This window comes from Streptomyces sp. CB02056 (assembly GCF_001905545.1).
Taxonomy (GTDB): Bacteria; Actinomycetota; Actinomycetes; order Streptomycetales; family Streptomycetaceae; genus Kitasatospora.
This window is the reverse complement of record NZ_LIPD01000009.1, coordinates 513716-537512: the sequence shown is the minus strand read 5'-3', so window position 1 is coordinate 537512 and position 23797 is coordinate 513716. Positions and strand designations below refer to the sequence as shown.

Here is a 23797-nt window from a genome sequence, read left to right as displayed (position 1 = left end):
CGCCCGTCGGCCCGCCGACCTCTCGGCCCCCGTACCCCCGGCGCGATCAGCGCGGGGTGCGGGGGCCGAATCGTTTCCGCTCGACCGGGCCCCTCCAGCCTCGTCTCAGGGCCGCTCGGCGAGCCGGGCGTAGCGCAGGGCGAGCCCGTCGAGCAGCGCCTCCAGCCCGGTCTCGAAGGCTCCCTCGTCCACCGTCCCGCGGTGCCCGGCCAGCCGGTGCGCCTCGCCGAGGTGCGGGTAGTCGGCCGCGTCGTAGACCTCGGCGTCGGCGGGGAAGCCGGCCGCGAAGGAGGCGAGCGCCGAGCCGGTGACGAAGTAGCGCATCAACGCGCCGATCCTGGTCGCCTGACCGCGCGGCCACCCGGACTCGACCAGGTGGCCGAAGACGGCGTCGGCCAGCCGCAGGGCGTTCGGCCGGCGCCCGGGGCCCTGGGCGAGCACCGGGACGATGTTGGGGTGGGCGGCGAGCGCGGCACGGTAGGAGCGGGCCCAGTCGCGCAGCGCCTCCGGCCAGGAACCCCCACCGGCCCCGGCAGCCCCGGCGGTGCCGAACATCGACAGGTCGACCTCGCCGATGACGCTGTCCACCACCGCGTCCAGCAGCTCGTCCTTGGTGGCGAAGTGGTTGTAGAGCGAGGGCCCGCTGACCGACAGCTCGCTGGCGAGCCGGCGGGTGGAGAGGGCGTCCAGCCCCTCCTCGTCGATCAGCCGCAGGGCGGCGGCGACGATGCGCTCGCGGCTGAGCAGCGGGGTGCGTGGACGGGCCATCGCGGCGGGTGCCTCCGGTTCCTCCGGTCGGGTGTGCTGGGGACCGATTCTGGCAGGTGCCCCTTCCCAGCGCGGGCGGGGCGGGGCTACAGTCCCCCCATAAAACTTGCAGCGCTAGTTTAATGGGTCCGGCCCTGGGGTCGGGGCCCTGGACACCGGATTCGGGAGCCGCCGTGAACCTGGAGTTGTCCGAGGAGCAGAGCGCCGTCCGGGACCTCGCCGCCTCCTTCACCGACCGCGAGGTCGTGCCGCACGCCGCCGAGTGGGACCGCGCCGAGTCCGTCGACCGCGCGATCATCGGCAAGCTGGCGAAGGTCGGCTTCCTCGGGCTGACCATCCCGGAGGAGTACGGCGGCAGCGGCGGCGACCACCTGGCGTACTGCCTCGTCCTGGAGGAACTCGGGCGCGGCGACTCGGCCGTGCGCGGGATCGTCTCGGTCTCGCTCGGCCTGGTCGGCAAGTCGGTCAACGCCTTCGGCACCGAGGAGCAGAAGCGGCACTGGCTGCCCCGGCTCACCTCGGGCGAGGCGCTCGCCTGCTTCGCGCTCACCGAGCCGGGCACCGGATCGGACGCCGCCAGCCTCACCACCCGCGCCGTCCGGGACGGCGGGGACTGGCTGATCAGCGGCGCCAAGACCTTCATCACCAACGGCACCTGGGCCGACGTCGCCCTGGTCTTCGCCCGCACCGGCGGGGACGCGCCCGAGCAGCGGGGCCACCGGGGCATCACCGCCTTCCTGGTCCCCACCGACCTGCCCGGCTTCACCCGCACCGAGATCCACGGCAAGCTCGGCCTGCGCGGCCAGGCCACCGCCGGCCTCTCCTTCGAGGACGTCCGGGTGCCGGACAGCGCCCGGCTCGGCGAGGTCGGCAAGGGGTTCACGGTGGCGATGGCCGCGCTGGCCAAGGGCCGGATGTCGGTGGCGGCCGGCTGCGTCGGCATCGCCCGGGCCTGCCTGGAGGCCGCCGTCCGCTACGCGGGCGAGCGCGAACAGTTCGGCAAGCCGATCGCCTCGCACCAGCTCGTCCAGGAGCTGCTGGCCGGCATCGCCGTCGACGTCGAGGCGGCCCGGCTGCTCACCTGGAAGGTCGCCGACCACATCGACCGCGGCCTGCCGTTCGCCACCGAGTCCTCCGTCGCCAAGCTGTACGCCAGCGAGGCCGCCGTCCGGGCCGCCAACAACGCGCTCCAGGTCTTCGGCGGCTACGGGTTCATCGACGAGTACCCCGTCGGCAAGTACCTGCGCGACGCGCGGGTGATGACGCTCTACGAGGGCACCAGCCAGATCCACCAGTTGCTCATCGGACGCGCCCTGACCGGCGTCAACGCCTTCTGACGCTGGCCCGCCAAGCCGCCCTGCCCCGCCGCCTGCCCCGCCACCCGTTTCCCGAGAAGGAGCCCGACGACGTGCGTCCCGTCTACTTCGCCGCCGCCCGCCGCACACCCATCGGCCGACTGCGCGGCGCGCTCGCCACGGTCCGCCCGGACGACCTCTCGGCCACCGTGCTGCGCGCCCTGCTCGCCGACGTCCCCGCACTCGACCCGGCCCGGATCGACGACGTCTACTGGGGCGCCGCCAACCAGGCCGGCGAGGACAACCGCAACGCCGCCCGGATGGCCGTGCTGCTGGCCGGCCTGCCGGAGACCGTCCCCGGAGCCACCGTCAACCGGCTCTGCGCCTCCGGCCTGGAGGCCGTCACCCTCGCCGCCCGGGCCATCGGCTCCGGCGAGGCGGACGTGGTGCTGGCCGGCGGCTGCGAGTCGATGACCCGCGCCCCCTTCGTCCTCCCCCGTCCCGACGAGGCGCTGCCGCACCGGATGGAGACCTTCGACACCCGGCTCGGCTGGCGGCTCACCAACCCGCGGATGGCCGAACTGCACGGCGTGCTCAGCATGGGCGAGACCGCCGAGGAGGTGGCCGCCCGGTACGGCATCGACCGGGAGCGCCAGGACGCCTTCGCGCTGCGCAGCCACCAGCGGGCCGGCGCCGCCCGCGAGGACGGGCACTTCGACGCGGAACTCGTCCCGGTCGAACGGCCGGACGGGGTGACGGTGGGCCGCGACGAGGGCATCCGCGAGGACACCAGCCTGGCGAAGCTCGCCGGCCTCAAGCCGGTGTTCCGACCCGGGGGCACGGTCACCGCCGGGAACGCCTCACCGATGAACGACGGCGCGGCCGGGCTGCTCCTGGTCGGCGAGGAGGCGCTGCACGACCTCGGGCTGCGGCCGCTCGGCCGGTACGTGGCCGGCGCCTCGGCCGGGGTGCACCCGGACGTCATGGGCATCGGCCCGGTCCCGGCCACGGCGAAGGTGCTCGCGCGGGCCGGCTGGTCGCTCGCCGACCTGGACACCGCCGAGCTGAACGAGGCCTTCGCGGCCCAGGCGCTCGCCTCCGCCGACGGCATCGGGTTCAGCCCGGAGCGGGCCGAGGAGGTGGTCAACCCCAGCGGCGGCGCGATCGCGCTCGGCCACCCCCTGGGCGGCTCCGGCGCCCGCATCCTCACCACCCTGCTGCACCGGATGCGCCGTACCGGTGCCCGGCGCGGTCTGGCCACCATGTGCGTGGGCGTGGGGCAGGGTACGGCCGTGCTCGTCGAGAACGTCTGACGACCGGCGCTCCCCGTCCGTCGATCCACAACTCTGTTGGTCCACAGCTCTGTTGATCCACACCTCCGTCGGTCCGAGTCTCCAAGGCCCGGACCGACCTTCAACCCTCCAGACTTCCGAGGAGTTCACATGACGCGGTTCGCGGGGAAGGTCGCCGTGGTGACCGGCGCGGCCCAGGGCATCGGGGCGGCCACCGCCCGCCTGCTGGCGGAGGAGGGCGCGGCGGTCGCCGTGGTCGACCTCACCGCCGAGCGGGCGGCCGGGACGGTCGCCGAGATCACCGCCAAGGGCGGCACCGCCCGGGCGTACGGCTGCGACGTGGCCGACTACGACGCCGTGGAGGCGGTGTTCGCGCAGGTCGCGGCGGACCTCGGCGGGGTGCACATCCTGGTCAACAACGCCGGGATCACCCGGGACAACCTGTTCTTCAAGATGCCGAAGGCCGACTGGGACGCGGTGCTGACGGTCAACCTGACCAGCGCGTACAACTGCAGCCACGTCGCGCAGAAGTACATGGTGGCGCAGAAGTACGGGAAGATCGTCTCGCTCAGCTCGCGCTCCGCCCTCGGCAACCGGGGCCAGGCCAACTACGCGGCCGCCAAGGCCGGCATCCAGGGCCTCACCGCGACCCTGGCGATCGAGCTCGGGCCGTTCAACGTCAACGTCAACGCCGTCGCGCCCGGGTACATCGCCACCGCGATGACCGCGGCCACCGCCGAGCGGGTCGGCAGCAGCGCCGAGGAGCACCAGACCGAGGTCGCCGCCCGGACGCCGCTGCGCCGGGTCGGGCAGCCGGAGGAGGTCGCCTCGGTCGTCGCCTTCCTGGCCAGCGAGGAGGCCTCGTACGTCAGCGGGCAGACGCTGTACGTCAACGGCGGAGCACGCTAGGCGGTCATCTGACGTGTCGTCATGTCGCCGTCCCGGGTGGGAGGTTACTTTCCCCTGGGACGGCCTTTACCTTTTCGCGTGGCCGAGTATGACCATGTCCTTGATCACATGGCCCCACCAAATGACTATGGCATGATCATGCAGCTCTCGATGGGATGGCCGCACCGACCCGACCGAACCAGGTCGGGCCCTGCGCCCCAAGGAGTCCCATGGGCAGCCCCGCCACCCTCCGCCGCGCCCTGGCCCTGCTCGCCGTGGGGGCCACCGCCCTCACGGCCGGTACCGTCGCCGTACCGGCCGCCGGCACCGCGATCGCCGCCCCCGCGCACGATCTCACGGGCGTCCACGTCCGCCCCGCCTCCTTCGGGCACCACAACGCCCAGGGCCGCCCCGCCCCGCTGAGCACCACCCAGTGCGTCAGCCAGGTCGGTATCCACTGCTACTCGCCGCTGCAGTACCGGACCGCCTACAACCTGGACCCGCTGTACCAGGAGGGCATCACCGGCAAGGGCCGCACCATCGTCATCGTCGACTCCTTCGGCTCGCCGACCATCCAGCACGACCTGGAGGTCTTCGACAAGCAGTGGGGCATCCCGGACACCAACGTCGAGGTGGTCAAGTGGGGCAACGTCCCCACCTGGGACCCGAAGAACCCCGACCACACCGGCTGGGCCGGCGAGACCACCCTGGACGTCGAGTACGCCCACGCGATCGCCCCCGACGCGCACATCATCCTGGTCGAGACCGGCGTCGCCGAGACCGAGGGCACCACCGGCCTGCCCGAGATGATGGACGCCGAGAAGGCCCTCATCAAGGCCGGCCGCGCCGACGTCATCTCGCAGAGCTTCGGCGCCACCGAGAACACCTTCCCGGGGTACGACAAGGGCGACTTCAAGTCGCTCACCGACCTGCGCTACGCCTTCCAGGCCGCGGCCGACCACAACGTGACGGTGCTCGCCGCCTCCGGCGACAACGGCGCCACCGACGCCCAGGAGAACGGCACCGACCTGTACCCGTACAAGGTCAACTCCTGGCCGTCCTCGGACCCGCTGGTCACCTCCATCGGCGGCACCCAGCTCACCCTGGACGACAAGGGCAACCGCACCGCGCCCGACAAGGTGTGGCACGACAAGTCCGGCGCCGGCGGCGGTGGCGTCTCGGGCATCTTCGAGCGTCCGTGGTACCAGGCCGGCGTCGCCAACGTCACCGGCAACCACCGCGGCACCCCGGACATCAGCATGAGCGCGGCCGTGGACGGCGCCGCCTGGACCTACGAGTCCTACGACCCGACCTCGGTCGGCTGGCACCTCACCGGCGGCACCAGCGAGGCCACCCCGCTGTTCTCGGGCGTCGTCGCGCTCGCCGACCAGCTCGCCGGCCACCGCCTCGGCCAGCTCAACTGGCGCCTGTACGGCATGAACCTGCTGCCGAGCAAGTGGAGCGGCATCGTGGACGTGAAGCAGGGCGACAACGGCTGGAACGGCGTCACCGGCTACAACGCGACCGAGGGCTACGACCTCGCCAGCGGCCTGGGCACCATCGACGGCGCGAAGTTCGTGCACGCGGTCGCCGGTCGGTGAACCGGCGGGTCACCGGGTGACGGATGACAGGTAACAGATAACAGACGACAGCGGACAGATTTTGAAATCTGTCCGCTGTTCGCTGTTTTCCGTCTGCTGTTATCCGTCAGCGGTTCTCCGCCGACCGCCGGTTGTCAGCCGGTCGCGGCCAACTGGGCGAGGTAGCGCTCGGCGGCGCGGAGCTTGCGGCCGTCCGGGCCCGGGAGGTAGGCGCGCAGCTCGATGATCTCCGGGGCGATCCGGATGGCCTCCGCACGGTCGGCGATCGCGCGCCAGCAGGCCTCGGCGTTGGTGGCCGCCCGCTGGGTCTCCACATGGTCCGGGCCCTGCGAACGGAGCAGGGTCAGCGCCACCTCGCGGTAGATGTCCGCGGCCTCGGCCGACCGGCCCGCGAGCCGGCAGACGTGCGCCCGGACCTGCCGGACCTGCAGCACCGGCTCGGAGACGGCGCCGTGCTCGGCGATCGCCTCCAGTTCGAGGGCGAAGGCCAGGTCGGTGGCGGCGGCGTGGTCCCCGGCCTCGGCGCTACGGACGATCCGTCCGATGACCTCGCGGTAGTCCGCGCGGGGCGTAGCGGCCGCCGCTGCCTCATCGGCTTCGTCGGCCGGTGCGTCGGCAGGGACGTCACTCGGGGCGGGCGGCGCGTCGGCGGGAGCGTCCTCGGCCGGCGCTTCGTCCTGCGGCACGGCGTCGGCCGGCACCTCGTCAGAAGGTGTCCCGTCCACCGGAACGACGTCGGCGGGAGCCTGCTCGGCGGGCGCCTCGTCCGTCGGCACGGACTCCACCGGGACGGCGTCCCTGGGCTCCTCCGCGGCCTCGGGTGCCTCCTCGACGACCTCCCCGGCAGCGCCCTCGGCTGCCTCCTCGCTCGTCTCCTCCGCCGTCTCCTCCGCCGTCTCCTCCGCTGCCTCCTCGGCCACCGGCCCGACCACGGTCCCGACCGCCTCCGCCGCGGCTTCGGCGGCCACCGCGGCTTCCTCCTGCGGGAGTTCGGGCTCGGCGACGGCACCGTCCACCGGCTCCGGCCGGGACTTGAGGAGCGTGACGCCCGCCGGGTGCGCGCTGTCCTCGGGCACGGTGTCGGCCGGGGCGGGCTTGCGCAGGGTCACGCCCGATGCCTCGACGCTCCCGCCCGCCTTCTGCAGGCTGACCGGGCGGGCCGGCCGCGGCGGGGTGGGCGGTACGCCCGGCTTGACCAGGCTGACCGGACCGCCCGCGGCCACCGGAGACCCGGCGAACGCAGCGGACCCGACCGCCCCCGCCAACCCCGCCGACGACGCGGGCGCCCCGGCCGGGGCCGCTACCGGCCACTCGGGGGCGGCGTCCCGGGGCTCCGCCGGACGCGGCAGCGGCGCCACCGGGGGCGGCGGCGCGTCGGAGGGCGCCGTACCGGCGGTCGGCAGCGGCGCCACCTCGGCCGGCAGGCCCTCGCCGCGACGGGCGGTGTTGCGGAAGAACGGCCGGTCCGGGGCGTGCGTGGCCAGGATGACCACGTCCGGCCGCAGCACCGAGTACACCTGCTGACGCAGCTGCTCCGGCGCGAGCACCTCGCCCGCACCGGGCCGCCCGCCGTGCAGCGCCTCGATCAGGGCGCGGGTGAAGGTGCCGATCTGTTCCGGGTCCGGGCTGACCACCGCCCAGAGCGGGATCCCCTCGCTGAGCGGCGAGACGGTGCCCTGGAGGTACGGCCAGGCGTTCTGGTCGGCGCTCAGGTCGGCGATGACGAGGGTCTGCCACTCGGCCGGACGGTGGCTCAGCTCGGCGGCGACGGCCTGCCAGGGGAGGCCGTCCTGCTTGGCGTCGCGCAGGGTCAGCTGGAGCTGCCCGCCGCGCTTGTCGGCGACGACGTGGCCGCCCAGGTGGATCAGCAGCGGTCCGGGGTGCCGGGAGGCGGCGCGCAGGTGGGCGAGGACGGTGTGCGGGTCCCCGGCGCCGGGGAGGTGGACGGCGTCCACCGCGTCCGCGGCGAGCAGCACCTGCGGCGAGACGGCGGCGAGCATCGCCGAGAGCACGGGTGCCTGGGTCGGTCCGCCGCGGCCCCAGGTGCGGCGGCCGGACGTTCCGTACCCGCCCTCGATGACCAGGATCCGTCCGCGCGGCGCGGCTCCGAGCCCGCCCGCGCCGACGGCGGCGGCGCTCGGCGCCGCGCTCTGGACCGGGAACGGCGGCGGGGTCGCCGTGGACGCGGCCCCGGCGGCGGGCAGCCCGGTGAGGGTCCATCCGGTGGGCGGGACGGGCGGTGCGGGCGGCGGCGCGACCGGTGGTGCGGCCGGGGGTGCGGCCGGGGGCGCCGGCGGCGGCTCGTACAGCGCGGCGGGGCCGGGCGGGTGCTCCTCGGCCGGGAAGCGCGGGGGCGGCGGTACGGCGTCCCAGGGACCCGAGCCCCCGGCCGGGTCGGGACCTCCGGAAACCGCTGTCGTCTCCGCCATCTCCTGGTCACCGCCCCGCCCCGCCGCTCCCGCGGCGTCTGATGCCCTCGACTGCGTGGTGCCTGCCACCACACTCCGTGCGCGCCACCCTACGAGATCCCGGCTCGCCCGTTCCAGGCCGGGTGGCCGATCGGCGCGCCACACCGCCCGCGCCGCCCGCTAAGGTGCCGTCATGATCGATACCGATCGCCCGCTGCTCTTCCTCGACGTGGACGGTCCGCTGATCCCCTTCGGGGGCCCGCCGCCGGGCGGCTACCCCGTCCACCGCAGCCCGCACGTCCCGGCCGGTACGACGCCGGGCGGGAACCCGCTGATCGCCCGCGTGGACCCGGAGTTGGGCCCTCGGCTGCTCCGCCTGCCGGCCGAGCCGGTGTGGGCCACCACCTGGCTGGAGGACGCCAACGAGTGCCTCGCGCCCTGGCTCGGCCTGCCCCGACTGCCCGTCGTGGACTGGCCGGTGGACGACTCCGACGACGCGGAGGACGCGGACACCGCGGACGCCACGCACCCGCCGCAGGGCCTGCACTGGAAGACCCGCACGCTGGTCGCCTGGGCGGGCGGGCGGCCGTTCGCCTGGGTGGACGACGAGATCACCGGGGCCGACCGCCGCTGGGTCGCCGCCCACTCCCCCGCCCGCGCCCTGCTCCACCGGGTCGATCCCCGACGCGGGCTCACCGACGCGGACTTCGCCGCGCTGGACGCCTGGCTGCGGACGGCCTGACTACACTGCCCCGCCATGGAACCCGTCGCCGGAACACCGTCCCGCTGGCATCTGGCCCTGCACGGCGGGGCGTTGGTCGAGCTGTGGGCGGACGGGTACGGCGTCGAGGGCGGAACGTACGTGTTCAGCTCGCTCGTCCGGGCGACGGCGGAGGAGCAGGAGCAGGTCGAGGTGGTCGCGCGGACCCCGGCGGACGACCGGCGGGTCCTGGTGGCCGTGGCACGGGTTCCGGAGGCCGTCGTCCAGGACGTCCACTCGGCCGCCGAACCGGCGCGCGACGGCGCCTGTGCCTGCCGGCCCTTCTCCTGGGAGGAGTGACCGCTCCCGGAAACCCGTCCGGCCACCCCTGGAACAGGAGTGGCCGGGCGGGCGGGCGCGGTGTCAGGAGCCCGCGAGCAGGTCCCGCAGCAGGGCGACGGTGTCGGCGTCCAGATCCCGGCCGGTCCGGCGGCTGAGGGCGTCCAACCGATTGACGGCGCGCAGGAGTTGGTCCCGGGCGCCGGCCGAGGCGTAGGCGTAGAAGAGGTCCCGGTGCAGCAGTTCGACGTCCGGGGCGACGGCGAGGCCGCGGAAGACGGCGGCCTCGGCGCTGCGGTGGTCGCCGTACTGCAGGCGGCGGGCGGCCAGTTCGTGGGCCGTGTCGACGATCGCCGCGATCATGTCCTGCCGCTCGGCCTCGGCCCAGCCGTACGAGGCCGGCGGGGCCTCGGCGAACGGCGCGCCGCGGACCAGGGCCAGGGCGTGGGCGAGGGCCGCGTCGGCGGTGGCGCTGGTGCTGCGCATGCCGCGCCGGTAGAGGCCGCGGAACTCGTCCCAGTCGCAGGTGACCGCCGGGGCGAAGGAGTAGCCCTCGGTGCCCTCGGTGGGCAGGAAGACCCGGCCCTCCGGCGAGGTGCCGAACCAGGCGGCCAGGTCGGCGAGTTTGGCCGGCAGCGGGCTCTCGGAGCCGGCCGCGGTGGGGTGCGGGTCGAGGTGCGCCGCGCCGGGGTGCAGGTCGTGGTCGAGCGCGTGGCGGTCGGACCCGGGGCGCAGCGCCAGGTAGACGGCCAGTTCGGTGAGCCGGGGCAGCGCGCCGGGTGCGGCGGCGCCGAGGACTCCCGCGACGTCCACCGGGCCGAGCAGCCGGATCCGGGGGGCGTTGCGGGGGGCGTGCGCCTCCGGGGAGCGGAGGATGGCGAGCAGGTCGTCGCTGTCGCTGCGGCCGGGCGTCGTCCGGGCGACCGGGGCGACGGCGGCGGGGCCGGGCTGCTCCGCACCGACGGCCTCGGCGGCTTCGACGGCCTCCGCGGTCTCCGCCGTCCCGGCCGGTCCGGTCCCGAGGGCGACGGCAGCCTCGGGAGCGGCAGCGGCAGCGGGAACGGGCTCGGTCGACGGCACAAGGCCCTCGGCCGTCTTCGACGCGGTCGGCTCCGCCACGACGGGCTGCGGCACGACCGGCTGGACGGCGAGCACGACCGTCGCCGTGGACTCCGAACCGGTGTCCCCCGGCCCGGCCGTCCCCTCGTCCTCCGCCAGGCCCGGCCGGCGCAGGTCGCGGGTGGTCTCGTCGGTCGCCGCCTGCCGTCCCTGCCCGTTGACGGCGAACCGCGCCGGGCCGGCCGGGGCAGGCGCCGGAGCCGAAGCCGGGCTGGACGCCGCGGGCGGCAGCGCGGCAGGGGTCGGAGCGGGCGCCACCGGATCGGTGCCCGCGAACGGGCTGGCGCCGGTGCCGATGACCCGGGCGAGCAGCCGGGGACCGGCGGCCGCGCCTTCCTCCGCCCCGCCTGCCGAAGCCCCGCCTGCCGAAGCCCCGCCGACGGAAGTCCTGCCGGCGGAAGCCCCACCGACGGAGGCCCCGCCGGTCGAAGCCCCACCGACCGGAGCCGCGGCAGCCGGACCTCCGATGGCCGGGACCGCCACGGCGGCCGAGGCCCCGACGGCGGCCAGCACCGGTACGGCGGCGGGCAGTTCGGTGGTGTCGGTGTCGTCCTCCGGCCCGTCCAGCGTCCAGGCCGGGGCCGGGTGCTGGGTGGTGTCGTCGGCGACCCGGAGTAGCTCGGCGACCTGGTCGTACTGCCGGTCGCTGAGCCGCTGCAGCTCGACCGTGAGGTGCAGGCCCGGGATCGCGGCCTGGCCGGAGGCCGGCAGGGTCCAGCGGGCGACCGGGCCGGTGCCGCGCTCGGGGGCACGGGTGATGACGGCGACGCAGGTGCGCGGACGGGCGTCGAGCAGGCGTCCGAGCTCGGCCGGGACGTCCCCGCCGGGCTGGTGGGCGCAGAGCACGATCTCGGGCGTCCAGGACTCGTCGGCCTGGCCCCGGCTGCGGGCCTCGCGCGGGCTGGTGGCCTCGGCGGCGACCAGGGTGGCGCGGGCCTTGGCGGTGCGCGGGCCGAGGGCGGCGAGCGCGGCCTCCAGGGTGGGGTGGCGGTGCACGCGTTCGGCGGCCGGGCCGCTGATCGGCACCTCCTCGGCGAGGTCCACCAGGTGCAGGTGCAGCCGGTCGGCGAGCGGGCTGTGGGCCAGTTCGACGGCGAGGGTGCGCAGCACGTCGCGGGCGTCGTCCGGGTGGCCGGACAGGTGGAGCAGCCGGACGGCCTCCAGGTCGGCGAGGACCACCGAGCCGTCCGGCGAGGTGCCGAGGGTGACCAGCGCGGGATAGGGCGCGGCGGTCTTGCGGGCCTGGCCGGGGCTGAGCAGGTCGCCCGAGTCGGCGCTGCACCACCACACGTTGGCGGCGTGCGCGGCGCGGAACGGCGCGATCGGGGTGGCCGGTCCGGACAGGTGCAGTTCGATGGTTTGGCCCGGGGTGATCCGGGCGGCGACGATGGCGGGCAGCCGCTTGCCGCCGCGCACGGTGTTGCGGGCCAGGGTGCGCAGGGAGCGGTCCAGCAGGTCCAGTCCGGCCTGGTCCTGCCGGGCCATCAGCTCGTTCTCGAAGGCGGCGGCCTCGGCCTCGGGCATCGCGATGCGGTGCCGGGGGCGGCGGGCGCGCTGCTGGGTGCCGCGCTTGTGGGCGACGGCGCCGACCATGACGGCCGCGAGCAGGACGCCGACGGTGGAGGCCGAGAGGGCGACGGTGTAGTCGTCGCTGGGGGCCGGGTCGGCGTGCGCGGCGGGGGCGGGCGCGTGGGCCGGCGCGTGCGTGGGCGCGGGCGCCGGGGCCGACTGCGGCGCGCCCGGCGCGGGAGCGCCCGGCGCCGGAGCCTGGTCGGCGGGGGCCGGCGCGGGGGCCGGGGCCTGGTCGGCCGGAGCCTGATCAGCGGGAGCCGGTGCGGGCGCCGGTGCGGCACCCCCCGCCCCCGGAACGGTGAGCACCATCCCCGGCACCACCACGTCCGGGTCGGTCAGCTGCGTCCCGTCCGGGGCCTGCGCCCCCTTGTTCGCCTCGAACAGCTTCGGCCACTGCTCCCCGTCCCCCAGCTCCCGCTGGGCGATGGCCGACAGGCTCTCCCCGGTCTGGACGGTGACGGTCCGCTGGCCGCCGGAGCCGGCCGCACCGCCCGCGCCACCGGGCCCACCGGCCTCCGTCCCGGACTGCGGAGCGCTCTGCGGCGTCTCCTGCGGCGCGCCCTGCGCCGGGTCGCCCGAGGGGGCCGGGGCGGGCGGCGCCGGTGTCCTCGCCTCGTCCGGCTTGGCGTCCGCCGGCATCAGCAGCTCCCAGCCGGGCTGGATCGGCCGGTCGGCGTCGAAGCGGATGCCCGAATCGCCCATCACCCGGCCGTCGTTGAGCTTGGCGATCTCCACCCAGCGTTCCCCCGAGCCCAGTTGGCGCTCGGCGATGGACCACAGGCTGTCGGCCGGCCGGGCGTCCCGGACGGTGTACGTGCTCTGCTGCTCGGCGGCCGGGGTCAGGGCCGGCGCGGCCTGCGCGGCGGGCAGTGCGGCGCGCTGCACGCCCGGCGTCAACTGCGCCTGGACGACCGGGCTGTGGTTCGGCTCGGGGACGGCCGCGAAGGCCGAGCCGGCCACCGGGAGCAGGGCGAGCACCGAGCCGACCAGCCCGGCCGCGAGCCGCTGGCTCCAGCCGAAGGCCGGGATGCGGCGGGCGATCCGGCCGCGCAGCTGGGCCGGGATCTCCAGCAGGACGGAGAGCGCGAAGCAGGCCCAGGCGATCCAGCCGACCACCACCAGCGCCCAGAGGAACAGGCTTCCGTCGTCCGGACTGGTGAGCGCCTCGCCCACCCCGCCCGAGGCGACCTCGCCCATCCCGGCGACCGCGTCGGTGCCGTACAGCAGCAGCGCGGGGACGCCGAACAGCAGCGCGAGCAGGGCGACCAGCGCGCCGAGCGCGGTGATCACGGCGCGGCCGCGGCCGCGGGGTGGTCGGGGCGCCGGGGCGGCGGGCCTTCGGGCACCGCCGGCCCGATGGGACGTCCCGGCCCGGCCGTTGGGGGCCTGGCCGTTTCGGGCCTGGGCGGTACGGGCCTGGTCCTTGGCACGTGGCGCGGCCATCAGTCGGTCTCCGCTTTCTCTACTCCGTGGACGAGGGTCGCACTGCCCTTGCCCGTAACCTTCCGCTCCCCGAGGGCGCCCAGCAGGACCGGGCGGTAGTCGGCCTGCACGGTGACGGTGACGACCCTGCCGTCACCGGAGAACTCGATGCCGCCCGCCCGCAGGCCGTACAGGCCCAGGTAGGCGTCGGCGGCGTCCCGCACGTACTTCTCCTGGACCTTGAAGCCCTTGCCCTGGAGGACGGCCGCCCGGTCGAGCTGCTGGCCGCCGACCCGCGCGGCCTCCAGGGCGTAGGCGTCGGTCCGCTCGGCGACCCGCAGCCGGCCGCCGGCGTCGATCACCAGGGCGATGACGAGCACGACGTAGGCCGCGCAGATCGCCACGAAGAGGGCCACCGCGCCCCGGTCGGACCGGCGCGCCGACAGCCGTCGCCGCAGACGGCTCACCACTTCCGTCCCCTCCCCCCACTTCGCACGACGCTCTCCCCACCGGCCCCCACCGGGCGCCGCTCGGTACCGTTCCGCCATCCCCCGAGCGCTCTCCGCTTGCGTCTCCCCCGCACGGGCCGTCTCCAATCCCCTGTCTTCCCGGTGACGGCGCCGCGCGCTGTCATGTGCCCCGGTAACGGTCCACCACCGAGGTGAACTCGCCGACGAGGTGCTTCGTCACGGGTATCCCGGACGGTCCGCCGAGCAGGTCGGCCAGCTCCACGTCGCAGACCACCGTGACGGTGACGGTCGTGACCGGTCCGCCGGGCAGGTTCAGCTCCCCCTTGCCGACCCGCACGTCCCCGTCGCGGCACCACACGCCCTGCTGGCGCAGCGTCGCGAGGGCGGAGTCCCTGGCCGGCTGGTCCATCCCGTCCACGCTGCGCTGCAGGGAGGCGGTCCGGGCCCCGGCCCGCGCGGCGGCCTCCACGGTGCCGGCCGTGGTCTGCACCCGTCCGGCGGCGACGGCCAGCAGGACCAGCCCGACCACCCCCGGCACGACGATCGCCGCCTCGATCGCGATCCCGCCCCGGTCCGGCCTGCGCGGTCGCGACCGGAGCCCCGACCACCGCCGCCGTGGGCCCGGTGTCCGCAGCGCGTCCGTCACGGTGTCACCGCCGGTGGTACGAAGCGCTCGCGGGGCGCCTCGGCGAACTGGGTGATGTCGGGCGCCTTGAGCCCGGGTATCAGCAGCGGCGGGGTCAGCCGCACGGTGACCCGGATGGTCTGCGCCGTGCTGCCGTCGGTCCGCACCGTGTACCCGTGCACGCCCTGCCGGTCGAGGAAGTCGCGGGCCTGCCGCTGGGCCGCCTCGTTCTTCTCGCCGTCCGTCGCGCTGCCCTGCACCCGTCCGGCGTCCACGCCCTCGCGGGCGGCCGTGAGCGCGACCTGCCGGTCGTACCACCACAGCGCGGCCTGGACGACGAGCAGGACGAGCAGCAGGACGACCGGGAAGACGATGGCGAGGCTCACGCTCATCGACCCCCGGTCGCCCCTGCGGCGGAGAGCGGCACGCATCACGGGGTGGCGCCGCCCGCGCCGCCCGCTCCGCCCGCTCCGCCCGCACCCGGCATGTTCGGGTCCTGCTCGACCTTCTTGACGACCTTGTCCTTCAGCAGGTAGAGCGCGGTCGCCACGGCACCCGCGACGAAGACCAACGCGATGATGGCGAGGGCGAGTTCGATGCTGATCGCACCGCGGTCGCCGCGCGCGCGGGCGGCCCGCAGCCGGCCGAGCCGCAGGGTGAACAGCAGGAGTGCGAACTGGACCGGTAGCAGGACGGGGCGCAGCACCCGGTCTGCCAGTTGGACGAGTCGTACGGTCATCGGGTCTCTCCGGAGGGACGTGGCGGTGTGGTGTGGTGTCGGCTGCTCTGGGACGGCTGTCAGTTGAGCATCTGGTGCAGCGCGGGGAAGACGATCAGGACGGTCATCAGCAGGGTCAGGGCGGCCCCGGGCGCGACCATCCGCTCGCTGTCGGCGTTCGCGCGGGCGAGGTCCTCGGCGAGCAGTTCCCCGCGCAGGCCCTTGGCGCGGGCCCGCAGGGTGTCGTACACGGCGGCGCCGTCGTTGCCGGACAGCCGCATGATGTCGGCCACGTCCTGGAGCGGGCTGAGCCCCAACTCCTCGGCCAGCGCGTCGAGTCCGGCCCACGGCGGGAGCCGGTCGGTGGCCGCGCGCTCCAGCGCGTCGCGGATCCGCCGGAACACCGCGCCCCGCCCGACCGCGGCGGCCCGGCGCAGCGCCTCGGCGGGGCCGCAGTCGGCGGCCCGCTCCATCGCGACGAGCTCCAGGTAGGCGGCGATGCCGTGCAGGTACTCGGTGCGCGCCTCCTTGGCCTCGCCGCGCACGACGGCGTCCGGGACGAACCAGAGCAGTCCGGCCAGCAGCGGCCCGGCGACCAGCGGCAGGGCGAACGGCAGGCCGACGCCCATCAGCACGGCCATCGCGCCCAGGTAGGCGGGCAGCAGCAGGCCGAGCGCGGAGAACAGCAGCTTGTGCACCATGAACCGGGCCGGGGTGCGGCCGATCAGGGCGAGCTCGCGGCGCGGGACGGAGACCCCGCGCAGGTGGACGGACCGCTCGCCGATCCGGTCGTACCAGCGGGGCCGCTCGTCCGGGTCCTGCTCGCGGTCGGCGGGGGTGGCGTGCAGCCGGTCCAGCGCCTGGCGCAGGTCCGGTGGCGCCGGCCGCAGTTCGGCGACCAGGAGGGCGAGGCCGCCGGCCGCGGCGGCGCCGGCCAGCACGGACCAGGGGGAGATCATCGGACCTCCCCGAGCTGCTCGGCCGGCTCCGGCCCGGTCGGCGCGGCGCTGGTCCGCCGTCCGCTCCTGCTGCGCCGGTCGGGCGTCAGCAGCCGGGGCACCGGCGGGTGGGAGGCCAGCGCCCGCATCCAGGCGATGATCGCCACGAACAGGGCGGCGACCACGGCGAGCACCACCTGGCCGAGGAAGGTCCCGTACGGCCGGGTGTACTCGGTGTTGAAGGAGCCGACGGTGACGACCAGCACGATGATGCCGACCAGCCAGCGGATGGTGGTCCGGTGCTTGGCCCGGTCGGCCTCGATGGCGCGGCGCTGGCGGACCTCCTCGCGCACCGAGTCGGCCATGTCGGAGAGCGTGCGGGCCAGGCCGGGGCCGCTGTCCCCGGCCCGCAGCACGAGCGCGGCGAGCACCTTGTCGGCGGTGGCGTCGGCGAGGCTGTCGGCGAAGGCGCGCAGCGCCTCCTCGGGCCGCCAGCGGGCCTGCAGCCGGGCGGCCAGCTCGCCGATCTCGTCCTCCAGGGCGGCCGGGGCGGTGCGCCGGCTGGTGACGATGGCCTGGTTGAGGCCGACCCCGAGCAGCAGCACGTCGGCGATCCGCTGGGTCCACTCGGAGAGCGCCTCCAGCCGCTCGATCCGGTGGGTGTCCGGGCGGGTGGTGTCGAACAGCCAGGGCAGGCCGAAGACGGCCAGCGGCACCAGCAGCGCGGTCAGCGGGATGCCGGTGAACAGCCAGGCCAGCGGCGCGCCGGCGAGCGCCAGCGGCAGTTGGACGCGGCGCAGCCGCACCATCCGGTGCCCGGCCGTCCCGGGCGCGCCGTACCAGAACACGTGGAGCCGGCCGGCCAGCGGGTTGACCGCCCGCTCGGCCTCGTCCTCGTCGCCGGGCTCGCTGCCGCGGGCCCAGAGCGCCAGGGCGACCATGCCGCCCGCGACCGCCAGCCCGCACAGGGCGAAGAGCAGCATCACCGGGTGCCACCGCCGATCCGCAGCTGCAGCGGGGTGGCCCAACTCCCGTACCGGGAGCCGAGCAGCGAGGCGTCGAAGCCGGCCCGGCGCAGGTCGTCCAGGCACTGCGGCGGGGTGTGCGGGACGGCCCGCGGCTCGCCGAGGTCCGGCCGGGGGCCGAAGACGGTGTTCAGCGCGGGCCGGCCGCTCTCCCCGAGGCCGGTGACCTCCAGGACGTGGGAGACGAAGCGGTGCCGGCGGCCGCCGACGGCGGTCTCGTCGACCATGGTGACGTGCACGATGAGGTCCAGGGCGTTGGCGGTGAGCCGGTAGGCGAGTGAGTCGGTCATGTGCGAGCCGTACTCCAGGCAGAGTTCGGCGATGCGGTCGACGACCATGTGCGGGCCGCGGGCGTGCAGGGTGCACATCGAGCCGCCCTCGCCGTTGGTCATCACCCGCAGCATCGGGACGACCTCGCCGGAGCGGACCTCCCCGACGATGATCCGCGAGAGCGTCATCCGCAGCGCGGCCGGGATGAGGTCGCCGAGGGTCAACTCCCCGGCCAGGCGCCCCTCGACGCGCTCGCCGTTGCCCTCGCGGGCCTCCATCGGGACGACCTGGCGCAGGTGGCCGAGGGTGTGCAGCCAGAGTTCGAACTCCGACTCCAGGGTGCCGATCCGCTCGTCCGGCGGGATCTCGGCGGCCATCGCGCGCAGCAGGCTGGTCTTGCCGACGCCCTGGGTGCCGGTGATCATCACATTCTTCCGGGCCCGGATCGCGGCGGCCAGGAAGGCCGCCAAGGTGGCGTCCAGGGTGCCGAGTTCGACCATCTCGGGGAGCGTCGCGGAGGCCACCCGGTGGCGCCGGATCGCCACGTACGGGCGGGGCGTCACCTCGGTGAGCGCCTGGAGGCGCATGCCGCCCTCCAGCCGCAGCGCGAGGGTCGGGCTGGCGGTGGACAGGCTGCGCTCGCCGCCGCCGTGCTGGCGGGCCAGATCCTGGAGCAGTTCGACGAGTTCGGCGTCGCTGTCGGCCACCGGCGGTACCTGGCGCAGGGGTTGGTGCACCTTGGAGACCCAGACGTCGTCACAGCCGTTGATCAGGATGTTCTCGATCTCCGGGTCGTCCAGGTAGGGCTGGAGCCGGCCGGCCCGGAACAGCAGGTCGAAGACGGCCTCGGCGAGGGCGCGGTCCTGATCCCGGGTGGGCGGGATGCCGTGGGTCTGGGCGTACGCGTCGGACCACCGGGCGACGGCCTCCTCGATCAGCGCCCGGCCGCGCTGGCGGCGGGTGGCGCGGTCCGGCTCGGAGCCGGAGGAGAGCGTCAACCGGGTGATCTGCTGGTGCAGTTCGGCCGCGACCTGGCGCTTGAGCTCGCGGGCGACCTGCGGGTCCACGACGGGCCGGGTGGCGGAGCCGCGCAGGTCCAGCGAGGGCAGCTGGGAGGGCACGGCGGTGGGCCCGGCGGCCGCACCCGGCGGGACGGGCTGCGGCGCGACGGGCTGCGCCGGGCCGGGCTGGGGCGCGACCGGGCCGGGCTGGTACCCGTGCGCCGGGGCGACCGGACCGGTCACCGGCGCGGGCCCGGTCACCGGCCCCGCCCAGGGCAGCGCGGCCGGATCGGCGCTGGGACGCTGGTGCAGGGGGCTACCGCGCACGGAGCACCTCCCCGGGGTCGTGCGGGTACGGCCCGTTCACGTTGTCCTGACTGTCTGTCACAAACGGCTGCTGGAGCGGGTACTGGTCATCCTGATCGCCGTACGGGGCGGACTGGACGTGCGCCGGGAACGGCGCCGGCGCGGCCGGCTGCGGCGCCAGCCCGGCCAGCGGCGCCACCGGTCCGGTGGTGATCACCGGTGGGACGGACTGCGGCGGGGCGTACGAGGGCTGCTCGCCCTCGGCCGTCCCGTAGCCGGAGCGGCCGGGCCCGGAGCGGCCGTGGGCCGCCGCACCGTACGGGCCCGGCGGGTACGGTCCCTGCCCATGCGGGGTCTGCGCGTACGGGCCCTGCGCCTGCGGGCCTGGCGCGTACGGGGTCTGGCCGTGACCGCCCTGCCCGTACCCCGGCCGGCCGCCCGGACCGTACGCCGACTGCCCGTACGGGCCCGGCGCGGGCGCAGGCATCGACGGCTGCGGCGCCATCGGCACGGGCGGGGTCGGTATCGGCGGGGCCGGGGCCTGGGCCGCCGGCATCGGAGCGGCCGGGACCGGCGGCGTCGGCACCGCCGCCGCGACCGGGCCCGCGACCGGGCCGCCCGCCGTCAGCTGGGCGGGCGCCGCGCCCGGCGCGAGCCGCTGGCGCCGGCGGCGGACCAGCAGCTGCACCTCGTCCGCCGCCGAGCGCGCCGTGCGCATCAGCTCCGAGCGGATGAACCGCCGGTCGGTGGTGTCCCCGCCGTCGGAGAGCACCTTCGCCGTCCGGGGGGCGTGCGGCAGCACCCCGAGCACCGGCAGCCCGAGCTCCCGGGTCACCTCCGCCCGGGCGTACGGCCCCTCGGCGACCAGCAGCAGCCCGAGCGCGTCCGCGCCGGTGCCGGCGGCGGCCAGGTCCTCGGTCAGGGCGGCAAGCCGGGGCCGGACCGCGCTCAGCCCGCGCAGCGTGGTGCGCACGGTCGCCACCACCGCGTCGGCGCGGCGGGCCAGCACCGCGCTGTGGCCGGTGGCGCCGGAGCGGCCGAGGTCCACGATCACGTCGTAGCCCTGCTGTTCCACGCCGTGCAGCAGTTCGGCGAGCGGCTCCCAGGTGTAGGCGAGGCCGGGCGCCTGGGTGGGGTCGGTCAGCCCGGGCAGCAGCAGCCGTTCGGCGTTGCCCTCGGGCGAGAGGTCGATCAGCTGCTCCCAGATGGTCTGCGCGAGCAGCCCGCGCCGGTCGGCGACGGCCAGGTTGCGCAACCCGTACACCGCCTCGACCCGGCCCTCCAGGGCGCCGGCGAGCACCGCGCCGCCGTCCGGGTCGGCCTCGACCAGCAGGATCCGCCGGCCGGGCGGCAGCGGCCAGGACAGCAGCAGTGCCAGGGCGGTGGTGGTGGCTCCCGGTGCGCCCGGGCCGCCGACCACCGCGATCACGGCCATCAGGCGCCGCCCGTCGCGGCCGGTCCCCCGGACGTGGCGGCACCCGGCGTGGTCGCCCCGGGGGTAGGAGCGGCGGGGGCGGCCGAGGGCGCACCGCTCGGCGCCGGGTTCGGCGCGGCGCCGCCCGCCGCCCCGCCGCGCGGCGCGAGCAGCACCTGGATCCGCCCGCTCGCCACCCACTGCGCCAGCCGGGGCCCGTCGGCGGTGCCGACCGCCACGTCGATCACCTGGCTGCCGTCGGTGTCCACCCGGCCGACGGTGATCACCGTGGCGGGCAGCGAGTCGGCCCGGCCGTTGTCGGGGATGAAGACGACGACCAGCTGCACGCCGGGCTGGAGCCGGCTGGCGGGCAGCTGGCTGCGCTTGGCCGACACCCCGACCACGATCTGCCCGGGCTGCACCGACAGTCCCTGCGCGAGGTCGGCCCCGGTGAGCATCGCGCCGCGCTTGAGGTCGGTGGCGGCCCGCATGCCGACGGCCTTCGTCCGGTCCTGGGCCGCCAGCGGGTGCAGCGCCGGGTCCCCCGCGATCCGGGCGACCACCAGGTCGTCCTCGGTGATCACCTGCCCCCACGGCACGTCCCGGGCCAGCGCCAGCACCGCGACCCGCTGGCCGGTGCTGTTGTAGAGGACGGCCCCGCCCAGCCCGCCGGCCGCGATCAGCGCGACCGCCATCGCCAGCACCGCCGGGCGCCGCCGCCGCGCCCGCATGGTCCGCCCGGGCGCGTGCGGCAGCCCCCGGCCCTTGCCCGGGCCGCCCTGCTCCGGCTGCTCCGGGAGTGCCACGGACGCCGCCGCGCCCGCGGAGGTGCCGGATCCCGGCGTCGCGAACGTACGGTTCTCCACCGGGTTCCGCCCTTCCCTCGTTCGTCTCTGGCTCGTCCGGCTCGTCCGGCCGGTCTGGCTCTTCTGGCTGGTCAGTGCGCGGATCGCCGCGCCGGAGCGCTCAGTTGAGCACCTGCATCTCGGCGACCTTGAGCTCGAAGGGCTTGCTGCTCTGGTTGATGCCCGGGATGGTGAACTTCCGCGGGTTCGGCCCGCCGGTGACCACCACGGCGGCCTCCCAGTGCATCGTCACCGTGGCGCTGAAGACGCCGTTCTTCTCACGGGCCGAGCTGGTCCTGAACTCGTAGCCGCAGTCCGGGGACTTCGCGTCGCCGTATGCGGGGACGTACGGCGTGCCGGGCGTGGTGCAGGAGGTCTGGAGGTGGTCGCCGAAGCTCCAGTCCGCCTTCACCAGCCGGGGCGTGACGGTGACCGAGATGCCCGCGACCGACGCGTTGCCCGGTGCGGGCAGCGCGGCGTCGTCCGCCCAGAGCCAGACCGGGGCGTTGACCACCGCCGTTTTCTGGGGCGCGGCCCGGCCCACCGGGGGCCGGAAGCGGACCCGGTCGTAGGCGGTCTGGATGGCCGTGGCCTCCGCGTTGACGTTCTGCCCGTCCGGCGAGGTGGGCTCGAAGACGACCTCGGCGCCGCCCAGGCCCCCGTCGGTCTGCGGGCAGACCTTCGTGTAGAGCGAGCCGTCCTTCGGGTCGTGGCCGCCCCAGGCCGGGTCGCCGGCGGCCGGCGGGTTGTCCAGCGGGCGGAAGTAGCAGCCCTTGTCGCTGCTGAACCAGCCCAGCTGGGGGTCGTGGCAGGCCCAGGGGACGTCGTGGTAGCTGCACAGCTGCGGGCCGGTGCCCGATCCGCCGCCACCGCCGGGCTTCGATCCGCCGGGCGTCGTGGTCGTCCCCCCGGAATTGACGTCCACGCAGATCACGTTCGGGTAGCACTGCTCGGCCCCGCCGCTCGGCGGTTCGTCCGCGGTCGCACCCACCGCCGAGGACAGCAGCAACCCGGCCGACATCGACGCGACGACCGAGATTCGCCGGGCCGGTTTCCGCGCGTTCAGCATGTCCGATCCACCTCCCGTTTGAAGTCGTAGATCAACCAATGTGCTTGGAACCAGCGCAGGGAAGCGGTTCCGACGTACCGGTTCAGGCGTGCTCCGGGATCCTTGGCGGCCCCGGTGACGGCATCGACGCGGTGCCAGCCGGACAGGTCGACGCAGTCCTCGATCACGGCGGTCTGCGGATCGGCTTTCAGGTCGACGGTCTTGACCACCGCGGAATTGCGCGGCGTTCCGGTCATCACCACTTTGGCGTCGCGCAGTTGCCGGAGGCTGACCAGGCTGTCGGACAGCGCCCGACCGGAGGAGTACTGCTCCAGTCCGTAACCGTCCGAATCCGACCGCCCGAACGTCTCGGCCTGGGCCTGCCACCAGTCCTGATACGCCTTCAGGGCCAGCCGTGCCATGGCCCCTTCCGGACCGCTGGTCGGCGCGATCGAATCGTTTGCCGAACCACTCGAAGGAGTTAGCGGGTTCACTCCCGCGACGGTGGGCGCGGCCGACCCGATGCGATCGACGGAACCGCCCGCACCACCGCCCGCACAAGCACCGAGCAGCAACACCAGAACCGCCCCACCGACCCCAACCGCCCCAGGGCGCAACACATTTCCGCGCTGCCGCATGGCCCCACCTCATTGCGACCGACCTGATCCGTGATCCACGGCCGCCAGGAGAATTCCGCCGTCCCACCGGTGTTTCCGCTGGGGATCGATTCTTCGCCAACCCACCCCATCACGGCAACACCTCAGGCCCCCTGACCTTACGCGGAAGGCGGTTCCGTCGGGGCACTTTCCCGCCACAGAACGGCCAACAGTTCTTCGGAAAGCGACAATCCGGCCAATGCGCCCCGAACCGCGGCCCGATTGCGCATCAGGAGCCGCCCGGCGTGCGGCGGAACGAGCAGGCGCGCGCCAGGCGCACCCGAACTACCGGCCGGTTCCCCGCCGTCCGTCAGCGCGGCCACGGCCGGCTGGAGATCGAGCGGGGAGACGGCCGCGGGGGCACCCGGGACGCCCTCGCGCAGGACGGTGGTCAGGGCCCGGCTGAACGAGCCCTCCCCGCCCGGCAGGACGGCGTCCCGGCCGCGTCTGCCCGGGGCGTAGCGGCTGCCCGGGCTGTAGCGGCCGATCCGGCCCCACAGCGGGACCCGCGAGTAGCTCAGCAGTTCGCCCGCGCCGTCCTCGCCGCGCTCCAGCGCCGCCCAGGCGTCCCGGTCGACCGCCGCGTCGACCAGCAGCAGCGCCTCCTCCTGGTCCCCGTGCACCATCGCGCTGACCACCCAGTCCCAGGCCAGGCCCCGGCGGTAGGCGTTGTCGGCGGTGCTGCCGGCGGTGACCAGGGCGAGCCGGCGGCCGCGCGGATCGGCCACCAGCTGGCCGACCAGGCAGACCAGCAGCCAGCGGCCGGGGTGCAGGGCGGCGTCCCGGACGGCGGTGAGCATGGCGTTGGCGTCCGCGTCCGGCGGCACCGTGGTGACCCGGCAGCCGGCCGCGCCGGTGTCGAAGCACATCCCGGGCAGCACCTCGGCGAGCTGCCGGGCACCGTCCGGCGCGAGCGCCGCACCCCCGAAGGCCCGGTCGGGCCCGCCGTCCGCCCCGATCACCACCAGATCGACCCCGCCCGCCATCCGGCCGTCCCCCTCCTGCACCATTTCTCCACCCGCCGGGCAGGCTACCGCCCCGGACGGCCGCCGACGGGGCTCCCGGCCCGTCCGCTCA

Annotated in this window: 21 protein-coding genes; 6 read left to right on the top strand and 15 right to left on the bottom strand. The window is 75.5% G+C overall.

The features are described 5' to 3' along the window. Positions 1-105 precede the first annotated feature (105 nt). On the bottom strand, positions 106-768 hold the full coding sequence (locus AMK13_RS26405; RefSeq protein WP_074004337.1) for a TetR/AcrR family transcriptional regulator: 663 nt from the start codon (positions 766-768) through the stop codon (positions 106-108). Between the two features lie 173 nt (positions 769-941). Here AMK13_RS26405 and AMK13_RS26400 point away from each other — a divergent pair, with 173 nt between their 5' ends. The 4 genes from AMK13_RS26400 to AMK13_RS26385 all read left to right on the top strand — a co-directional run bounded on the left by AMK13_RS26400 (position 942) and on the right by AMK13_RS26385 (position 5844). Further along, positions 942-2105, top strand: a complete 1164-nt coding sequence (locus tag AMK13_RS26400) for an acyl-CoA dehydrogenase family protein (RefSeq protein WP_074004336.1) — start codon at positions 942-944, stop codon at positions 2103-2105. Between the two features lie 71 nt (positions 2106-2176). Beyond that, positions 2177-3376 (top strand): thiolase family protein, encoded by a 1200-nt coding sequence (locus AMK13_RS26395; protein WP_074004335.1) that lies wholly within the window; start codon positions 2177-2179, stop codon positions 3374-3376. Positions 3377-3505: 129 nt separating this feature from the next. After that, the gene (gene fabG / locus AMK13_RS26390) at positions 3506-4264 is read left to right on the top strand and encodes a 3-oxoacyl-ACP reductase FabG (protein WP_049655523.1); all 759 of its coding nucleotides are present in this window, start codon (positions 3506-3508) and stop codon (positions 4262-4264) included. A 209-nt stretch (positions 4265-4473) separates the two neighbouring features. Further along, on the top strand, positions 4474-5844 hold the full coding sequence (locus AMK13_RS26385; RefSeq protein WP_049655521.1) for a S53 family peptidase: 1371 nt from the start codon (positions 4474-4476) through the stop codon (positions 5842-5844). Between the two features lie 134 nt (positions 5845-5978). On the opposite strand, the gene AMK13_RS26380 is transcribed toward AMK13_RS26385, so the two are convergent. Beyond that, on the bottom strand, positions 5979-8273 hold the full coding sequence (locus tag AMK13_RS26380; RefSeq protein WP_074004334.1) for a hypothetical protein: 2295 nt from the start codon (positions 8271-8273) through the stop codon (positions 5979-5981). Positions 8274-8445: 172 nt separating this feature from the next. Here AMK13_RS26380 and AMK13_RS26375 point away from each other — a divergent pair, with 172 nt between their 5' ends. Both AMK13_RS26375 and AMK13_RS26370 read left to right on the top strand, forming a co-directional pair. Beyond that, positions 8446-8994, top strand: a complete 549-nt coding sequence (locus AMK13_RS26375; RefSeq protein ID WP_074004333.1) for an HAD domain-containing protein — start codon at positions 8446-8448, stop codon at positions 8992-8994. 15 nt (positions 8995-9009) lie between these two features. Further along, positions 9010-9312: a hypothetical protein gene (locus AMK13_RS26370; RefSeq protein WP_074004332.1), complete on the top strand. Its 303-nt coding sequence runs from the start codon at positions 9010-9012 to the stop codon at positions 9310-9312. 63 nt (positions 9313-9375) lie between these two features. Here the strand turns inward: AMK13_RS26370 and AMK13_RS26365 are convergent, their stop codons facing one another. The 13 genes from AMK13_RS26365 to AMK13_RS26305 form a co-directional block, all read right to left on the bottom strand. Next, positions 9376-13425 (bottom strand): LysM peptidoglycan-binding domain-containing protein, encoded by a 4050-nt coding sequence (locus tag AMK13_RS26365; RefSeq protein WP_143204637.1) that lies wholly within the window; start codon positions 13423-13425, stop codon positions 9376-9378. Further along, positions 13425-13874 (bottom strand): hypothetical protein, encoded by a 450-nt coding sequence (locus AMK13_RS26360; RefSeq protein WP_049658128.1) that lies wholly within the window; start codon positions 13872-13874, stop codon positions 13425-13427. Before AMK13_RS26360 ends, AMK13_RS26365 begins: the two co-directional genes overlap by 1 nt. A gap of 160 nt (positions 13875-14034) precedes the next feature. Beyond that, complete coding sequence (locus AMK13_RS26355; protein ID WP_143204636.1) at positions 14035-14412, bottom strand: pilus assembly protein; 378 nt, start codon at positions 14410-14412, stop codon at positions 14035-14037. A gap of 104 nt (positions 14413-14516) precedes the next feature. Continuing rightward, entirely contained in the window at positions 14517-14891 is a 375-nt protein-coding gene (locus AMK13_RS26350) for a TadE/TadG family type IV pilus assembly protein (protein ID WP_234348625.1), read from the bottom strand. A gap of 38 nt (positions 14892-14929) precedes the next feature. Further along, complete coding sequence (locus tag AMK13_RS26345; protein WP_074004330.1) at positions 14930-15238, bottom strand: hypothetical protein; 309 nt, start codon at positions 15236-15238, stop codon at positions 14930-14932. Positions 15239-15297: 59 nt separating this feature from the next. Then, the gene (locus tag AMK13_RS26340) at positions 15298-16176 is read right to left on the bottom strand and encodes a type II secretion system F family protein (protein WP_049658133.1); all 879 of its coding nucleotides are present in this window, start codon (positions 16174-16176) and stop codon (positions 15298-15300) included. Next, the gene (locus AMK13_RS26335) at positions 16173-17138 is read right to left on the bottom strand and encodes a type II secretion system F family protein (protein WP_079272466.1); all 966 of its coding nucleotides are present in this window, start codon (positions 17136-17138) and stop codon (positions 16173-16175) included. The genes AMK13_RS26340 and AMK13_RS26335 overlap by 4 nt, the downstream gene beginning before the upstream one ends. Continuing rightward, the gene (locus AMK13_RS26330; RefSeq protein WP_074004329.1) at positions 17138-18778 is read right to left on the bottom strand and encodes a CpaF family protein; all 1641 of its coding nucleotides are present in this window, start codon (positions 18776-18778) and stop codon (positions 17138-17140) included. The genes AMK13_RS26335 and AMK13_RS26330 overlap by 1 nt, the downstream gene beginning before the upstream one ends. Continuing rightward, a complete protein-coding gene (locus AMK13_RS46330) occupies positions 18768-20192 on the bottom strand; it encodes a hypothetical protein (protein ID WP_074004328.1) in 1425 nt (474 codons plus the stop codon). The genes AMK13_RS26330 and AMK13_RS46330 overlap by 11 nt, the downstream gene beginning before the upstream one ends. Then, on the bottom strand, positions 20192-21037 hold the full coding sequence (locus AMK13_RS26320; protein ID WP_074004327.1) for an SAF domain-containing protein: 846 nt from the start codon (positions 21035-21037) through the stop codon (positions 20192-20194). The genes AMK13_RS46330 and AMK13_RS26320 overlap by 1 nt, the downstream gene beginning before the upstream one ends. 100 nt (positions 21038-21137) lie before the next feature. Further along, positions 21138-22085, bottom strand: coding sequence for a hypothetical protein (locus AMK13_RS26315; RefSeq protein ID WP_049658834.1), 948 nt, complete (start codon positions 22083-22085; stop codon positions 21138-21140). Beyond that, positions 22079-22702: a hypothetical protein gene (locus tag AMK13_RS26310; RefSeq protein ID WP_143204635.1), complete on the bottom strand. Its 624-nt coding sequence runs from the start codon at positions 22700-22702 to the stop codon at positions 22079-22081. The genes AMK13_RS26315 and AMK13_RS26310 overlap by 7 nt, the downstream gene beginning before the upstream one ends. 137 nt (positions 22703-22839) lie before the next feature. Then, positions 22840-23730 carry a hypothetical protein gene (locus AMK13_RS26305; protein ID WP_074004325.1) on the bottom strand — a complete coding sequence of 297 codons (891 nt, stop codon included), beginning with the start codon at positions 23728-23730 and terminating at the stop codon, positions 22840-22842. Positions 23731-23797 lie beyond the last annotated feature (67 nt).

Excerpts from the sequence above, each read along its gene's own strand:
- AMK13_RS26350 (WP_234348625.1), bottom strand. The coding sequence starts at position 14,891 with ATGAGCGTGAGCCTCGCCATCGTCTTCCCGGTCGTCCTGCTGCTCGTC.
- AMK13_RS26305 (WP_074004325.1), bottom strand. The coding sequence starts at position 23,730 with ATGGTGCAGGAGGGGGACGGCCGGATGGCGGGCGGGGTCGATCTGGTG.
- AMK13_RS26365 (WP_143204637.1), bottom strand. The coding sequence starts at position 13,425 with ATGGCCGCGCCACGTGCCAAGGACCAGGCCCGTACCGCCCAGGCCCGA.
- AMK13_RS26385 (WP_049655521.1), top strand. The coding sequence starts at position 4,474 with ATGGGCAGCCCCGCCACCCTCCGCCGCGCCCTGGCCCTGCTCGCCGTG.
- AMK13_RS26310 (WP_143204635.1), bottom strand. The coding sequence starts at position 22,702 with ATGCGGCAGCGCGGAAATGTGTTGCGCCCTGGGGCGGTTGGGGTCGGT.
- AMK13_RS26335 (WP_079272466.1), bottom strand. The coding sequence starts at position 17,138 with ATGCTGCTCTTCGCCCTGTGCGGGCTGGCGGTCGCGGGCGGCATGGTC.
- AMK13_RS26315 (WP_049658834.1), bottom strand. The coding sequence starts at position 22,085 with ATGCTGAACGCGCGGAAACCGGCCCGGCGAATCTCGGTCGTCGCGTCG.
- AMK13_RS26375 (WP_074004333.1), top strand. The coding sequence starts at position 8,446 with ATGATCGATACCGATCGCCCGCTGCTCTTCCTCGACGTGGACGGTCCG.
- AMK13_RS26340 (WP_049658133.1), bottom strand. The coding sequence starts at position 16,176 with ATGATCTCCCCCTGGTCCGTGCTGGCCGGCGCCGCCGCGGCCGGCGGC.
- AMK13_RS26370 (WP_074004332.1), top strand. The coding sequence starts at position 9,010 with ATGGAACCCGTCGCCGGAACACCGTCCCGCTGGCATCTGGCCCTGCAC.
- AMK13_RS26405 (WP_074004337.1), bottom strand. The coding sequence starts at position 768 with ATGGCCCGTCCACGCACCCCGCTGCTCAGCCGCGAGCGCATCGTCGCC.
- fabG (WP_049655523.1), top strand. The coding sequence starts at position 3,506 with ATGACGCGGTTCGCGGGGAAGGTCGCCGTGGTGACCGGCGCGGCCCAG.
- AMK13_RS46330 (WP_074004328.1), bottom strand. The coding sequence starts at position 20,192 with ATGGCCGTGATCGCGGTGGTCGGCGGCCCGGGCGCACCGGGAGCCACC.
- AMK13_RS26380 (WP_074004334.1), bottom strand. The coding sequence starts at position 8,273 with ATGGCGGAGACGACAGCGGTTTCCGGAGGTCCCGACCCGGCCGGGGGC.
- AMK13_RS26345 (WP_074004330.1), bottom strand. The coding sequence starts at position 15,238 with ATGACCGTACGACTCGTCCAACTGGCAGACCGGGTGCTGCGCCCCGTC.